Origin of the sequence: Streptomyces melanosporofaciens (assembly GCF_900105695.1) — a bacterium.
GTDB lineage: Bacteria > Actinomycetota > Actinomycetes > Streptomycetales > Streptomycetaceae > Streptomyces > Streptomyces antimycoticus.
Genome location: NZ_FNST01000002.1, coordinates 2,771,941 through 2,786,565 on the forward strand (window position 1 = coordinate 2,771,941; position 14,625 = coordinate 2,786,565).

Genomic DNA, 14,625 nt, shown 5'->3' on the forward strand with positions numbered 1-14,625 from the left:
ACCCCATACACTTAGCCTCGCCTAACTTCGTAGCCGACGAGCGAGAAGAACGAACGGAAGCGATGACCGCCGACCGGACCAGCAGCCGCCCTCCCAGAGCCTCACTGGTCCGCCGCCGCCTCGGCTGGACGGCCACCGCCGTCGTCGCCCTGCTGCTCGCCATCCTGCTGAGCCTGGCCGTGGGCAGCCGCCAGATCGCGCCGAGCGCGGTGCTGGACGCGCTGCTGCACGGCGGTTCGAGCGACGCCGCCGACATCGTGCGGTCCCTGCGGCTGCCGCGCACCGTCATCGGGCTGATGGTCGGCGCGGCGCTGGCCATGGCGGGCACGGTGATGCAGGGCGTCACCCGCAACCCGATCGCCGACCCGGGCATCCTCGGCGTCAGCCAGGGGGCCTCGGTGGGCGTGGTGCTCGCGATCGCCTTCGCCGGAGTGCATACGCTCAATGGCTATGTCTGGTTCGCCTTCGCGGGCGCGGGGCTGGCCTCGGTCGCCGTCTACGCCATCGCCGGCAGCGGGCGGGGCGGCGCGACCCCGGTCAAACTCGCCCTCTCCGGCGCCGCGATCAACGCGCTGCTGGTGTCCGTGACGACGGGCGTGCTGACGACGAAGGCGGCGGCCCTGGATGAGTTCCGCTTCTGGCAGATCGGCTCGCTCGCCGGGCGGGACACCGAGATCGTCGGCCAGATCTGGCCGTTCCTGCTGGTCGGCACGGTGCTGGTGATCGCGGTGGCACGCGGTCTTGACGCGCTGGCGCTCGGCGAGGACGTCGCGAAGGGGCTCGGCCAGAACGTGGCGGTCGTACGGGTCGTCGCCGCCCTCGGCGCCACGATCCTCACCGGGGTCGGGGTCGCCGCCGCGGGGCCGCTCGCCTTCGTCGGCCTCGCGGTCCCCCATATCGCCCGCGCGACCGTCGGCACCGACCACCGCTGGGTCCTTCCGATGGCCGCCCTGATCGGCCCGGTGATGCTGCTGGTCTCGGATGTGGTGGGCCGGATCCTCTTCCCGCCGAGCGAGGTCCCGGCGGGCGTGATGACCGCGCTGATCGGGGTGCCCTTCCTGGTCACGCTGGTGCGCCGGAAGACGGTGGCCGCATGACCGCCACCGACAGCCGCACCGACCGTCCGGCCGTCCGTCCGGGGGTCCGCCCCGCCGGGTACGGCCTCATCCGCATCAAGGGCGGCGGCCGTGGCGGACCCGGCGGACGAAGCGGCCATGACGCGCGTGATCGCCGTGGCGGATCGTTCCTGCTGCATCGCCGCTCGGCCCTCGTCGCGCTCGGGCTGGCCCTGGCCACCGTCGCCGTCTGTGTGGCGTATCTGTGCGTCGGCGAGAGCTTCATCGCCCCCGCCGACGCCGTGAAGGCCGTCCTGCACACCCAGTGGGGCCTCGGGCAGGCCACCTCGAACGACCTCGTCGTCGGCACGCTGCGGCTTCCCCGGATGACACTCGGTCTGATGGTCGGCGCCGCCTTCGGCATCGCGGGCGCGCTGATCCAGACGGTGGCCCGCAACCCCCTCGCGAGCCCCGACATCATCGGTGTCAGCCAGGGCGCGAGCGCGGTGACCGTGGGCGCGATGACCTACGGGGTCACCTCCTTCGCCGTCCTGCCCTATCTCTCCGTCGCGGGCGGTCTCGCCGCCGCCGCGCTGGTGTACGTCTTCGCCTGGCGCGGCGGACTGCAGGCGACCCGCTTCGTGCTCATCGGCATCGGCTTCGCCGTCGCGCTGCGCTCGATCACCCAGCTCTTCCTGACCAAGGGCGACTATCTGGTGGCCCAGCAGGCGAAGGTGTGGATGACCGGTTCGCTCAACGGACGCGGCTGGGACGAGGCCGGTCCGCTCGGCTGGGCGCTGCTGGTGCTGCTGCCCGGTGTGCTGTGGGCGGCGCGGGCGCAGCGCACGGTGTCCCTGGACGACGACACGGCGACCGCGCTGGGCGTACGGCTCGGGCGGGTGCGGCTGGGCCTGGTCTCCCTCGGCGTCGTACTCGCGTCGATGGCGACGGGCGCGGCCGGCCCGGTGGACTTCGTGGCGCTGCTCGCCCCGCAGATCGCCCGCCGGATGACCAGGACCGCCCAGATCCCGCTGCTGTGCTCGGCCCTGGCCGGCGCGTTCATCGTCGTCACCGCCGATCTGCTGGCCCGCAAGCTGTTCGCGCCGACCGAACTGCCGGTGGGCGTGCTGACCGCCGCGGTCGGCGCCCCGTATCTGATCCACCTGCTGCTGTCTTCCGGGGACGCGGCCGTAAGGGAGGCACCGCCGCATGACCGCTTCGGCGTCCACAACGGGTACGACGGGACCGGATCTGGTGACACCCGCCGCCCCGAACCGGCTCACCGCGCGTGAGCTGACCCTCGCCTACGAGGACCGGACCGTCGTGGACGGGCTGGACCTGGCGATACCCGACGGCGAGGTCACGGTCATCGTCGGCCCCAACGCCTGCGGCAAGTCCACCCTGCTGCGCGCCCTCGGGCGGCTGCTGCGGCCGCGCGGCGGCGCGGTACTCCTCGACGGCACGGATCTCGCCCGTATCCCCACCAAGAAGATCGCCCGGGCCGTGGGGCTGCTCCCGCAGACCCCGGTCGCGCCCGAGGCGATCACCGTCGCCGATCTCGTCTCCCGCGGCCGCCAACCGCATCAGCACTGGTGGCAGCAGTGGTCGGAGGAGGACGAACGAGCCGTCACGGACGCCATGGAGCGTACGGACGTGACGGCGCTCGCCGACCGCCCGGTGGACGAGCTGTCCGGCGGACAGCGGCAGCGCGTATGGATCGCGATGGCGCTCGCGCAGGAGACCGATCTGCTGCTGCTGGACGAGCCGACGACGTATCTGGACATCTCCCACCAGGTGGAGGTGCTGGACCTGGTGCGCCAGCTCAACCACGAACGCGGCCGTACGGTCGTCGCCGTCCTGCACGACCTCAACCAGGCCGCCCGCTACGCCGATCATCTGATCGCGATGAAGGCTGGCCGGATCGTGGCACGCGGCCGCCCGGCGGAGATCGTCACGGCGGACCTGGTGCACGAGGTCTTCGGCCTGCACTCGGTGGTCGTCCCCGACCCGGTCACCGGCAGCCCCCTCGTCGTCCCGGGCACGCCTTGGCAGGCCGAGCAGGACTGAGCGGCGCAGGCCGAGCTGAACTGAGCGGAGGGCCGGGTGTCCCGCCCTCCGGAGTCAGCCGCCGGGTGCCCCGCCCTCCGGAGTCAGCCCTTGTCGGCGTCAGCCCTTGCGTCGCCTCGCGCGCCACAGCAAGAAGAGCACCGAGGCGATGGCCGCGCCCCGGACGACGAACGGCCAGGTGCCGGTCAGCGCGTCCTTCCACCCGTCCTCGGGGATCGGCTGACCCCATTTGCGGGCGGCCCGGCCCCACAGCCAGACCCCGGCCCCGGCCGCGACCAGACCGGGTATCCCCATCGAGGCCCACTTCGCCCCGGCCGGGGAGTGGCGGTAGGTGCCGTAGTACGCGATCACCCAGCCGAAGGCGATCGGGATGATGTTGCCCATGACGGCGCCCGCCACGAGGAGTCCGACCGCCACCAGCAGTATCGGGCCGAGCCCGGCCAGCCATGTGGCGACGCCGACCCCGCCCCCGCCCGCGGGCTGATCGGCCGCCTTGCCGGGCCCGAGGAGCACCCGGCGCAGCGCACCGCGCTGCTTGCCCCCGGCCGCGGCCTTGGCCTCCGCCTCCTCGGCGGCCCGGGCCTCGGCGGCGGCCGCTTCCTCCTCCGCCTCCTTCTCCTCGGCCTCCCGCCGCTCTTGTCGTTCCTGCTCGGCCGTCTTGCCCTTGCCGAGCAGTTCGGGGATCTCGATTCCGCCGGTGAACCCCTCGACCGAGCCGTACTGCGCGTCGCGCCGCTCGGACTGGGCGAACGGGCCCGCCTCCACGTGCCACCAGTCCATGTTGGACTCGCGCGGGCTCAGTTCGTCCTCCCCCGCGAGATGCGGCGGCGAGGCGGCGTTGGACGGGGGCGTGGCGGGGGTGGCGGGCCTCGGCTTGATCAGGGAGGGGGAACCGTCGCCCGGGCCGCCGCCGTTCCGGCCGCCGGGCACCCCCGGGGCGTCCTCCTCGCGCGGGGTGGGGACCTTACCGGTGAGACCGCTGCTCTTGGCGAGCCCGGCCAGCTTGTCGCGGGCCGCCCGCGCCGCCCCGGCAGCTCCCCGCGACGACGCACCGCCGCCCGCGCCGCCGACCGTGCCACTGCCCGCCGCGCCCGGCTCAGTGCCCGTTCCCGAGCCCGGGTCCGGGGGCCGGCCGCCCGCGGCGGCCACCACGTCGGCCGGTGAACCCAGCTTGGACAGGATCCGCTTCACCCCGGCCGGGCTGTCCGCCCCTCCGGTGGTCCGGCGATGGTCGATATCGGCACGCAGCCCGGAGACCAGTCGCATGCGTTCACCGGACGACAGACCCTGCTGCTGAGCCAGGTCACCGACACGGCTCAGATAGTCGTAGACGAGCTTTTCGCTCTCGATCCCCACCAAGACCCCTGAGAATGCGCACGGTCGGCGTATCAGTCGGCTCCGACCGTACCGCGCGGAAGCGGAGTCCCGCCGCATCCCCTGCGTCCCGCACCCCGCGGGTACTGTGGATCGAATGAGCAGTTCATGGAATCGGGACGGCTGAAATGCCCGAAGAGACCAGCTCGCGCAACCGGGAGGCATGAGTTGCCCGCAGACACCGGCCGTGAGGACACCGGCCACGGGGACGGCGGCCCACGGGACACCGGCCCATGGGACGGCGGCCACGGCACCCGCGGCCGCGCGGCGCCGCGCACACTCGCCGAGGAGCTGCGGACCCGGCCCGACGACGCCCTCGCCGCCCTGCTGCGCGCCCGCCCCGATCTGCTCTCCCCGGTCCCGAACGACCTCACCCAGCTCGCCACCCGGGCCGGCACCCGCGCCTCGGTGGTACGGGCCGTGGAGCGGCTCGACCGGTTCGCGCTGCAGACCGCCGAGGCGCTGGCGGTCGCGCCCGACCCGTGCCCGTACGAACTCCTGCGGGATCTGCTGACGGGCGATGAGGGCGAGGAGGCCGGGGGCCAGGGGGACGCCCGGGGCGCGGAGGGAACCGACGGTGCTGGGGCTGCTCAGGGTCCCGCGAACGCCCGGCCCGCCGGGCCCGCGGCACCCCTCAGCCCCGCCTCACCCGCCGGCCCCGCGTCCGGCGCCGACGCCGCCCTGGGCGGCCAGGAACGTGCGGCGATCGCGGCCGAGCTGCCGCGTGCCGTGGCCACCCTGCGCGACCAGGCCCTGGTCTGGGGCGGTGACGACCGGCTCCGCCTCGTCCGCACCGCCCGCGAACTGCTCGCGCCCTCCCCCACCTCCCCCTCCCCGACCGGTCTCGGCCCGACCGTCCAGGAGGCCACGTCCGGGATGTCGCCGGGCCGACTGCAGGAGCTGCTGGCGAGTGCCGGGCTGCCGCCCACCCACGACCCGGTCACGGCGGTGGCGGCCCTGGCCGAGCTGTTCCAGGACCGCGCCCGGATGGCGGCGCTGCTGGACGGGGCTCCGGCGGGCGCGGCGGCCGTGCTGGCCAAGCTGACCTGGGGACCGCCGTACGGGGAGGCGTCCGTCGCCTCGCCCACCCCACCGGTCGGCTGGCTGCTGGACCGCGGACTGCTGCTCCCGTCCGGGCCGCGCAACGTCGTGCTGCCCCGCGAGGTGGCCCTGCATCTGCGCCACGGCCGGGCGCACCGCGCCCCCGAGCCGCTGGCCCCGCCGCTCCCGCCCACCGCCGAACACGATCCACAGGCTGTGGATAACACCGCCGCGGGCCAGACCTTCACCGCCCTGACCACCGTCGAGGAGCTGCTGGGGCAGTGGGAGAGCGCCGGACCTCCCGTGTTGCGCGCGGGCGGGCTGAGCGTCCGCGACCTCAAGCGGGCCGCCGTGGCACTCGACGTGTCCGAACCGGTGGCCGCCTTCTGGATCGAGCTGGCCTACGCGGCCGGGCTGCTGGCCTCCGACGGCGAGACCGACGAGCGCTACGCCCCCACCCCCGCCTACGACGACTGGCTGCGGCTGCCCGCCGAGGAGCGCTGGGCGCGGCTCGCCGCCGCCTGGCTGCCCGCGACCCGTACGGCGGGGCTGGTCGGCGGCCGGGACAACCGGGGCCGCACCCTCGCCGCGCTCGGCCCGGACCTGGACCGCTCCCCGGCTCCCGAGGTCCGCCGCCGGGTCCTCGAACTCCTGGCCACCCTCCCGCCCGGCGCCGCGGCCGCCCCCGACGTCCTGCTGAATCGGCTGCGGTGGGAGCGGCCGACCAGCCACCGCGGGGTCCCCGCCGCGGCTGCCACCGGTGCCGCCCCCAGTGCCACCTCACCCACCAGGGAGGACCTGCGCTCGCGGCTGGCTCGCTGGGCCGTGGCCGAGGCCGAAATGCTCGGGATCACCGGCCGGGGCGCGCTCTCCTCCCACGGCCGCGCCCTGCTGGAGCCCCACCCGGACGAGCCGCCGGCCGCCAGGATCGACACCGCGTCCGCGCACGCCGCGCGGCTGCTCGCGCCGCTGCTCCCCGAACCCCTCGACCACGTCCTGCTCCAGGCGGACCTGACCGCCGTCGCGCCCGGCCCGCTGGAACGGCCGCTCGCCGAGACGCTGGGCATCCTCGCCGACGTGGAGTCCAAGGGCGGTGCGACCGTGTACCGCTTCACGCCCGAGTCCGTACGCCGTGCGCTGGACGCCGGGCGGACCGCCGACGATGTGCACACCTTCCTCGCCGCGCACTCCCGCACCCCGGTGCCCCAGCCGCTCAGCTACCTCGTCAACGATGTGGCCCGTAAGCACGGCCGGCTGCGCATCGGCGCCGCCTCCGCGTATCTGCGCTGCGACGACGACGCGCTGCTCGCCGAGATCCTCGCCGACCGCCGCTCGGCGGGGCTGCGGCTGCGCCGCCTCGCCCCCACCGTCCTGGCCGCCCAGGCGCCGCCGGACACGCTGCTGGAGGGGCTGCGGGCGATGGGGTACGCCCCGGCCGCCGAGTCCGCCGAGGGCGATGTGCTGGTCAGCCGCCCCGAAGCCCAGCGCACCCCGCCCCGTACGCCGCCCGTCCCGGTGCCGGAGGGCCCGCCGGTGGCCGACGCCACCCTGCTGGGCGCGGCGGTGCGCGCCATCCGCGCCGGAGACCTCGCTGCGACCGCGCCCCACAAACCGGCTGTCGTGTCCGGAGCCGGGGCGCCGCCGGACGCAGGGTCCGGCTCCGGGGCTGGTTCTCGGCCCGGTTCCGGGGCTCGTTCCGGGGCCGCCGCCACCGGCGATCGGCTGCCCCGCACCACCTCCGCCGACACCCTCGCCACCATGCAGGCCGCGGCCCTGACCGGCTCCAACGTCTGGATCGGCTATGTCAACGCGAACGGCGCGGCCACCCAGCGCGTGATCGCACCGGTCCGGGTCGAGGGCGGCTTCGTCACGGCGTACGACCACACGGCGGACGAGGTCCGTACGTACCCTCTGCACCGCATCACGGGCGCCGCCGAACTGGCCGAGGACGCGACGTAGGCCCTGGTAGTCCCTATGGCGACAGCTCACGCGGCGGGCGGTCGCCGGGTCCAGCGGTGCCACCAGTGGCGGCGCCGGGGGTGCAGGGCGTGGCCGAGCCAGCGGCCGACCACGACGTAGCCGAGCAGCGCGCCCGTGGTGTTGAGGATGACGTCGTCGATGTCGAAGGCCCGGCCCTCGACGATGAGCCCCTGGACGGTCTCGACGGCCACCATCACCAAGGCCGTCACGACGACCACCCGCACCGCGCCCCGCGCCTTGGGCAGCAGCATCGGGAGCAGCACCCCGAAGGGGGCACCGAGCAGCACATTGCCGCCGATCTGCTTCACCGTGTCCCGGAAGGCGGGCTGGTCGATGTACGCGCGCAGCGACCGCCCCGGATGCAGATTGGTGTGGACGAGGTCGACGGAGCCGGGCTGGGGCACGAGCGTGGCCTTGGCGAGCGCCGCCGCGAAGCCGACCATGCAGACGAACGCCACGAGGAGCACCAGCAACCGTGCGGCGCGCGCGCCGAACGACTTGCGCTGCAGCAGCGCCGTCTCCTGCGTGCCCTCGGGCTCCACGGGCTTGGCGGGCTTCGCGGTCCGGGCCTTCGTTGACGAAGCCTTCGCGGACTCAGGCTTCGCGGCCTGGGCCTTAGCGGTCTGCGCCTTCGTGGACTGAGGCTTCGCGGTCCGCGACTTCCTGGGCTGCGGCTTTGTCGTCCGGGACCCCTTCGTCAGAGCCCCACCCGCCCGCGGCCCCTTCTTCTCGCCGCTCGCCCGCTTCTCGCCGCTCGCCGTCCGGGAACCCTCCCGCGGCTTCTTCTCCCCCGGCTTCTTCTCCCCCGCCCGCTTCTCCGCCGTCCGCCTTACCGTCGTCCTCTTGTCCGCCGTCCGCCGGATCTCCCATCCAGCGATGCTGATCACAGGGACTCCCTCCCGCCCATGGCTCTGTTGTCGCGGTTCCGTCGGTCCGTATCCGCCCGTATCCGTCTTCGCCGCTTGCCCGTAGCCGCCGGTTGTATCCCTGCGGCTTCCCGCCACGCCTTCCCGATGGGGGACACTGGTTCTTTGGCCGGCAGCACGAAAGGACCCAGGCGCGTGAATGGACCCCTCATCGTCCAAAGCGACAAGACGCTCCTGCTCGAGGTGGACCACGAGCAGGCCGGCGCCTGCCGCCGCGCCATCGCGCCCTTCGCCGAGCTGGAGCGGGCGCCCGAGCACATCCACACCTACCGGGTGACCCCGCTGGGGCTGTGGAACGCCCGCGCCGCCGGGCACGACGCCGAGCAGGTGGTCGACGCCCTCGTCGCGTACTCCCGCTACCCCGTCCCGCACGCCCTCCTCGTCGACGTCGCGGAGACCATGGCCCGCTACGGGCGGCTGCGGCTGCTCAAGCACCCCACCCACGGTCTGGTCCTGGAGACCAGCGACCGCCCGATCCTCGAGGAGATCCTGCGGTCGAAGAAGATCCAGCCGCTGGTCGGCGCCCGGATCGACCCGGAGACCGTGGTCGTCCACCCCTCCGAGCGCGGACAGATCAAGCAGACGCTGCTGAAGCTGGGCTGGCCCGCCGAGGACCTGGCCGGGTATGTGGACGGCGAGGCCCACCCCATCGAGCTGCACGAGGACGGCTGGGCGCTGCGGCCGTATCAGACGCAGGCCGTGGAGGGCTTCTGGCACGGCGGCTCCGGTGTCGTCGTACTGCCCTGTGGCGCCGGAAAGACGCTGGTCGGGGCGGGTGCGATGGCCACCGCCAAGTCGACCACGCTGATCCTGGTCACCAACACCGTCTCCGCCCGGCAGTGGAAGCACGAGCTGGTGCGCCGCACCTCGCTCACCGAGGAGGAGATCGGTGAGTACAGCGGGACGCGGAAGGAGATCCGCCCGATCACCATCGCCACGTATCAGGTGCTCACCACCAAGCGGAAGGGCATCTACCCGCATCTGGAGCTGTTCGACTCCCGCGACTGGGGCCTGATCGTCTACGACGAGGTGCATCTGCTGCCGGCGCCCGTCTTCAAGTTCACCGCCGATCTGCAGGCCCGGCGGCGGCTCGGGCTCACCGCGACGCTCGTCCGGGAGGACGGCCGGGAGTCCGATGTCTTCTCGCTCATCGGGCCCAAGCGCTTCGACGCGCCCTGGAAGGAGATCGAGGCACAGGGCTATATCGCGCCCGCCGACTGTGTCGAGGTCCGGGTCAACCTGACCGAGGCCGAGCGGCTGACGTACGCGACCGCCGAGACCGACGAGAAGTACCGCTACTGCGCCACCACCGACTCCAAGCGGAAGGTCACCGAGGCGCTGGTCGCCCGGCACAAGGGGCAGCAGACCCTGGTCATCGGCCAGTACATCGACCAGCTCGACGAGCTGGGCGAGCACCTGGACGCGCCCGTCATCAAGGGCGAGACCACCAACGCCCAGCGGGAGAAGCTCTTCGACGCCTTCCGGGAGGGCGAGCTGTCGGTGCTCGTCGTCTCGAAGGTCGCCAACTTCTCCATCGACCTCCCGGAGGCCACGGTCGCCATCCAGGTCTCCGGCACCTTCGGCTCCCGCCAGGAGGAGGCCCAGCGGCTCGGCCGGGTGCTGCGCCCCAAGGCCGACGGCCACCCGGCGGTCTTCTACTCGGTGGTCGCGCGCGACACGATCGACCAGGACTTCGCGGCGCACCGGCAGCGGTTCCTGGCCGAGCAGGGGTACGCGTACCGGATCGTGGACGCGAGCGAGCTGCTCGCGGACGAGGACGTCTGACGTTCGGCCCACCACTGGTCACCCGGTCGCCGGTCACCCAGGGCCGTCGCGCACGCTCCCATGGCCATGACATGTGTCATGGGCGACCGGTGATCGCCGACTCTGCCCGGGGCGTTCCCCGCCCGGAAGGATCGTGAGTGTCAGCAGGACACGGCACCACGACGCCGAAGGGGCGGGGACATGGGCATCAGCATCCGTAAACGCAAGACCGCGACCACCGACATCGACCTGAGCGACATCAAGCCGCTGCCGCTGTGGTTCTTCGGCTTCGAGGGCGTCATGGGTGCCGCGTACGACCTGACCAAGGCGTGGGACGACGCCTGGATGGTGCTCATCGCGATCGCCTTGGTGAACGTCGTCGTCGGGGCGACCGTGCTGCGTCGCCGGGTGAGGCTGATGCGGGCGATGCTCAAGAACGCCCACACCCGGAAGATCGCCATCGGGCTGCTCGCGCTCCGCGTCGGCCTCCATCTCGTCCTCGCCGCCCTCGGCGCCCCGGTCACCTCGGTCGCCGGGCATCTGACCGTCGCGGTCCTGATGGGCGCGACGACGGTGACGCTGCTGTGGTTCAACCAGCGCGTGACCTTCCGCGCCCTGCGGCTCGCCTGAGACCGGACGGGCCCACGCGAGGCCCGCCCGCGAGCCCGCCCGGCCCCCTCCCCCAGGGCCCGCCATAATTCATTCGCCTCCCGGACATGCCCTGGCTACAATCGCCGGTCTTGCCGCCTCCCGCGCTCCGAACGGGAGAGCCGCCGTCCGGACGGAAACCGGTCGGCATCTCTGACCGCGCATCCATACCGCGCACCCGCTTTGTGTATTCGCTCTGTGCACTCGCTTGTGTGTACTCGCTCGCCGGAGGCTACGCCGTGCCCTCGCACGCCCCTGACCACGCAGATCCCCTCTCAGACCCCGCGCAGACCCTCTTCCGGCCCCCCAGGCGGCAGATCCTCTCGCACGGGAGCGCGCCCATCTGACCGACTCCCGCGCCGCGCTGCGCGCCATGCGCGCCGATGTCGAGGCCCTCGACCTCCGGGACGTCGCCGCGAACTGGGTCAACGCCGCGGCGCTGCACCACCAGGTCAGCGAGCGCATCAAGGCCCTCGCCGACCTCGCCGACACCCCGCTCTTCTTCGGCCGGCTCGACTATCTGCACGCACCGGGCGGGGAGGCGGCCGAGGGCGCGGAGGGCGAGCGCTTCTATATCGGCCGCCGCCATGTGCACGACGCGGACGGCGACCCCATGGTCATCGACTGGCGTGCCCCCGTCTCCCAGCCCTTCTACCAGGCGTCCAAGACGGCGCCGATGGACATCGCGCTGCGCCGCCGCTTCGGCTACACGGGCGGCGAGTTGACGGCGTACGAGGACGAACGGCTCTCCGACCCCGACGAGGCCGAGCAGACCAGCAAGCTGCTCCAGTCCGAGATCGAGCGCCCGCGCGTCGGCCCGATGCGGGACATCGTCGCGACGATCCAGCCGGAGCAGGACGAGATCGTCCGCCAGGGGATCGGCGGCACCATCTGCGTCCAGGGGGCGCCGGGCACCGGTAAGACGGCCGTGGGGCTGCACCGGGTGGCGTATCTGCTGTACGCGCACCGCGAGCGGCTGGCCCGCTCCGGCACCCTCGTCATCGGCCCGAACCGCTCCTTCCTCCACTACATCGAGCAGGTCCTGCCCGCCCTCGGCGAGTTGCAGGTGGCCCAGGCGACCGTCGAGGACCTGGTGACCCGCCCGGCCCTGGGCGCGGAGGCGCGGGGCACCGACTCCGCCGACGCGGCACGCATCAAGGGCGATGCGCGGCTGGCCGAGGTGCTGCGGCGCGCCCTGCGCTCGTATGTCACCGCCCCCACCGAACCCTGTGTGGTGGTGCGCGGTTCACGCCGCTGGCGGGTGCCCGCGTATGAACTGCAGGAGATGGTCGAGGAGTTGCTCACCCGCGACATCCGCTACGGCGCGGCCCGCGAGGCGCTTCCGCAGCGCATCGCGCACGCCGTGCTCGTCCGGATGGAACAGGCGGGCGAGGCGCCCGACGACCGGGTCCAGGACGCGGTCGCGCGCAACGCGGCCGTCAAGGCGGCGGTCAAGGCGATCTGGCCGCCGGTCGACCCGGCCAAGCTGGTGCTGCGGCTGCTCTCCGACGCCGACTTCCTGGCCGAGCACGCGGAGGGCGTCCTCGACACCGACGAGCAGAAGACCGTCCTGTGGACGAGGCCGGGGCGCGGTGTGAAGTCCGCGAAGTGGTCCCCGGCGGACCTGGTGCTGATCGACGAGGCCGCCGATCTCATCGAGCGCACCCCGTCCCTCGGGCATGTGGTCCTGGACGAGGCGCAGGACCTGTCGCCCATGCAGTACCGCGCGGTCGGCCGCCGCTGCAGCACCGGCTCGGCGACCGTGCTCGGCGATATCGCCCAGGGCACCACCCCATGGGCGACGGCCAGTTGGGAGGAGGCCCTGACCCATCTGGGCAAGGACGGGGCCGCGATCGAGGAGCTGACCCAGGGTTTCCGGGTGCCGCGCGAGGTGATCGCGTACGCCTCACGGCTGCTGCCCGCCATCGCCCCCGGCCTGTCGGAGGCCACCTCGATCCGCGAGGCGGCCGGCGACTTCTCCGTACGGGCCGTGGACCCGGCCGAGCTGGACGCGGCCGTGATCGCCGCGTGCCAGGACGCGCTGACCCACGAGGGCTCCGTCGGTCTCATCGCGGCCGACGCCCGCGTCCCGGCGCTGGCCGAGGCCCTGGACGCGGCGGGTCTGACCCATCTCTCCCCCGGCGAGGAGACCAGCGCCGAGGCCCGGCTCACGCTCGTCCCGGCGACCTTGGCCAAGGGTCTGGAGTACGACTACGTGGTGCTGGACGAACCGGCCGCGGTGGTCGACGGCGAGCCGGACGAACGCACCGGGCTGCGCCGCCTGTATGTCTCCCTGACCCGTGCGGTCTCGGGGCTGACGGTCGTCCACGGAGCGGCGCTGCCGGAGCGGCTGAGCTGAACTGAGCTGACCGTTACGCCTCGGCTTCGGCGGTCTGCTGCTCGAATCGCTCGAGGGCGTCCGGGGTGACGGGCGTGAAGAAGTTGACGAGATTGCCGTCGGGGTCCTTGAACAGCAGCGAACGGTTGCCCCAGGGGTGTGTGGTGGGCTCGTTCACGATCTCGATGTCGAACTCCTTGAGCCGCTCGTACTCACCGTCGACATCGGCGACGTGGAACTCCACGATCACGCTCTGGTTCGCCGCGGGCCGGGGCGCCTGCTCACCGAGCCCCCGCACCGTGCGGGTGCTCGCCAGGGCGAGGGTTCCGCGCGATGTCATGAACTCGGCGAAGTCGTCCGTGTACCGCTTCGCGGTCAGGCCCGTGGCCCGCTCGTAGAAGTCGGTGATCCGGGCGACGTCCTCGGTGATGACGCGGATCGAGGCGAAGTGCATGGCAAGCTCCCGTGAGGTGTTGTGTGCCGTGCGAATGACCGTACGGTCGATACCGGGCAGAAGCCGCCCGGTATCGATCACCGGTCTTCGGGCCGGTTTCCAGGCCGGTTTCCGGGCCGGAAACCGGCCCAGTGTGCAGGCCCAGCACCCCACAGGAGCTTGTCGGCACAGCCGCCGCACAGGCCGTCCTCAGCGCCGCACAGACCGCCCTCAGGCGACCGGAACGGGCGCGTCCAGGGCCGTACGCCACCGGCCGACCGCGGCCGCGTCCACCGGGCCGGCCCATCCCACCGGACGGGCCGCGCCGCCGATGTGGAAGGCGTCGATCCCGGCGGCGCGCAGGGCGGACAGATGGTCGAGGCGCAGCCCGCCACCGGCCATGATGCGCGGCTCATAGCCCGGCGTACCGGTCCGCGCCGCCTCCTCGGCCAAGGTCGGCAAACCGTCGTCGACGCCGCGCGCGGACCCGGCGGTGAGATACGTGTCGAGGCCGGGGAGGTCGGCGAGCCGCTTGCGCAGCCCGTCGCGATCCGCGGCGCGGTCGATGGCCCGGTGGAAGGTCCAGCGGCTCTCGTCCACCCCGCCACCCGCCCGCACGACCTCGGCCAGCGCGGTCACGGCGGCCAGATCGACCCCGCCGTCATCGGTCAGGAAGCCCAGGACGAACTCGTCCGCCCCCTCGGAGTGCAGCGCGGCGGCGGCCTCGCACAGCGCGTCGAACGCGGCGGGGTCCCCGGCCGCGAAGCCGTCGGCCCCGCGGAGCATCACTCGTACCGGCAGGTCCACGGCAGAACGGACGGCGGCGAAGGTCTCACGGGAGGGGGTGAGCCCGTCGGCGGCCATGTCGGTGACCAGTTCGAGGCGGTCCGCCCCTCCGGCCTGTGCGGCGATCGCGTCCGCCGGGTTCAGGGCGATCACCTCGAGAATTGGTCTAGACATGCTCCACAGCTTGCCACACCGCGCAAGAGGGCAAACCGC

At 73.2% G+C, this 14,625-nt stretch carries 10 protein-coding genes and 1 pseudogene; 7 read left to right on the top strand and 4 right to left on the bottom strand.

All coding sequences use genetic code 11. The features are described from left to right. The first annotated feature begins 62 nt into the window (after positions 1-62). The 3 genes and pseudogenes from BLV72_RS14370 (at position 63) to BLV72_RS14380 (ending at position 3,122) form a co-directional block, all read left to right on the top strand. Positions 63-1,097 carry a FecCD family ABC transporter permease gene (locus BLV72_RS14370; RefSeq protein WP_093462674.1) on the top strand — a complete coding sequence of 345 codons (1,035 nt, stop codon included), beginning with the start codon at positions 63-65 and terminating at the stop codon, positions 1,095-1,097. Continuing rightward, positions 1,094-2,268, top strand: a pseudogene (locus BLV72_RS14375) (FecCD family ABC transporter permease). The gene BLV72_RS14370 and the pseudogene BLV72_RS14375 overlap by 4 nt, the downstream one beginning before the upstream one ends. After that, positions 2,265-3,122, top strand: a complete 858-nt coding sequence (locus BLV72_RS14380; RefSeq protein WP_425288374.1) for an ABC transporter ATP-binding protein — start codon at positions 2,265-2,267, stop codon at positions 3,120-3,122. The pseudogene BLV72_RS14375 and the gene BLV72_RS14380 overlap by 4 nt, the downstream one beginning before the upstream one ends. A gap of 99 nt (positions 3,123-3,221) precedes the next feature. Here BLV72_RS14380 and BLV72_RS14385 read toward each other — a convergent pair whose 3' ends face one another. Continuing rightward, on the bottom strand, positions 3,222-4,478 hold the full coding sequence (locus BLV72_RS14385; protein ID WP_093462676.1) for a hypothetical protein: 1,257 nt from the start codon (positions 4,476-4,478) through the stop codon (positions 3,222-3,224). Between the two features lie 186 nt (positions 4,479-4,664). On the opposite strand from BLV72_RS14385, the gene BLV72_RS14390 reads away from it, so the two are divergent. Continuing rightward, on the top strand, positions 4,665-7,496 hold the full coding sequence (locus BLV72_RS14390) for a helicase C-terminal domain-containing protein (protein ID WP_093462677.1): 2,832 nt from the start codon (positions 4,665-4,667) through the stop codon (positions 7,494-7,496). Positions 7,497-7,522: 26 nt separating this feature from the next. Here BLV72_RS14390 and BLV72_RS51520 read toward each other — a convergent pair whose 3' ends face one another. Beyond that, the gene (locus BLV72_RS51520; protein ID WP_342030662.1) at positions 7,523-8,404 is read right to left on the bottom strand and encodes a VanZ family protein; all 882 of its coding nucleotides are present in this window, start codon (positions 8,402-8,404) and stop codon (positions 7,523-7,525) included. A 174-nt stretch (positions 8,405-8,578) separates the two neighbouring features. Between BLV72_RS51520 and BLV72_RS14400 the strand changes: the two genes are divergently transcribed. The 3 genes from BLV72_RS14400 (at position 8,579) to BLV72_RS14410 (ending at position 13,214) form a co-directional block, all read left to right on the top strand. Further along, positions 8,579-10,228 (top strand): DNA repair helicase XPB, encoded by a 1,650-nt coding sequence (locus tag BLV72_RS14400; RefSeq protein ID WP_093462679.1) that lies wholly within the window; start codon positions 8,579-8,581, stop codon positions 10,226-10,228. A gap of 180 nt (positions 10,229-10,408) precedes the next feature. Continuing rightward, entirely contained in the window at positions 10,409-10,837 is a 429-nt protein-coding gene (locus tag BLV72_RS14405; protein ID WP_093462680.1) for a hypothetical protein, read from the top strand. 391 nt (positions 10,838-11,228) lie between these two features. Further along, on the top strand, positions 11,229-13,214 hold the full coding sequence (locus tag BLV72_RS14410; RefSeq protein WP_107417412.1) for a HelD family protein: 1,986 nt from the start codon (positions 11,229-11,231) through the stop codon (positions 13,212-13,214). A gap of 13 nt (positions 13,215-13,227) precedes the next feature. Here the strand turns inward: BLV72_RS14410 and BLV72_RS14415 are convergent, their stop codons facing one another. Both BLV72_RS14415 and BLV72_RS14420 read right to left on the bottom strand, forming a co-directional pair. Further along, the gene (locus BLV72_RS14415; RefSeq protein ID WP_093470343.1) at positions 13,228-13,647 is read right to left on the bottom strand and encodes a VOC family protein; all 420 of its coding nucleotides are present in this window, start codon (positions 13,645-13,647) and stop codon (positions 13,228-13,230) included. A gap of 210 nt (positions 13,648-13,857) precedes the next feature. Then, complete coding sequence (locus tag BLV72_RS14420; RefSeq protein WP_093462683.1) at positions 13,858-14,586, bottom strand: copper homeostasis protein CutC; 729 nt, start codon at positions 14,584-14,586, stop codon at positions 13,858-13,860. Between the last annotated feature and the right edge of the window lie 39 nt (positions 14,587-14,625).

What these genes read in the sequence shown, in the direction of transcription:
- BLV72_RS14370 (WP_093462674.1), top strand. Translation starts at nt 63, where the DNA reads ATGACCGCCGACCGGACCAGCAGCCGCCCTCCCAGAGCCTCACTGGTC.
- BLV72_RS14380 (WP_425288374.1), top strand. Translation starts at nt 2,265, where the DNA reads ATGACCGCTTCGGCGTCCACAACGGGTACGACGGGACCGGATCTGGTG.
- BLV72_RS14410 (WP_107417412.1), top strand. Translation starts at nt 11,229, where the DNA reads ATGCGCGCCGATGTCGAGGCCCTCGACCTCCGGGACGTCGCCGCGAAC.
- BLV72_RS14405 (WP_093462680.1), top strand. Translation starts at nt 10,409, where the DNA reads ATGGGCATCAGCATCCGTAAACGCAAGACCGCGACCACCGACATCGAC.
- BLV72_RS14420 (WP_093462683.1), bottom strand. Translation starts at nt 14,586, where the DNA reads ATGTCTAGACCAATTCTCGAGGTGATCGCCCTGAACCCGGCGGACGCG.
- BLV72_RS14415 (WP_093470343.1), bottom strand. Translation starts at nt 13,647, where the DNA reads ATGCACTTCGCCTCGATCCGCGTCATCACCGAGGACGTCGCCCGGATC.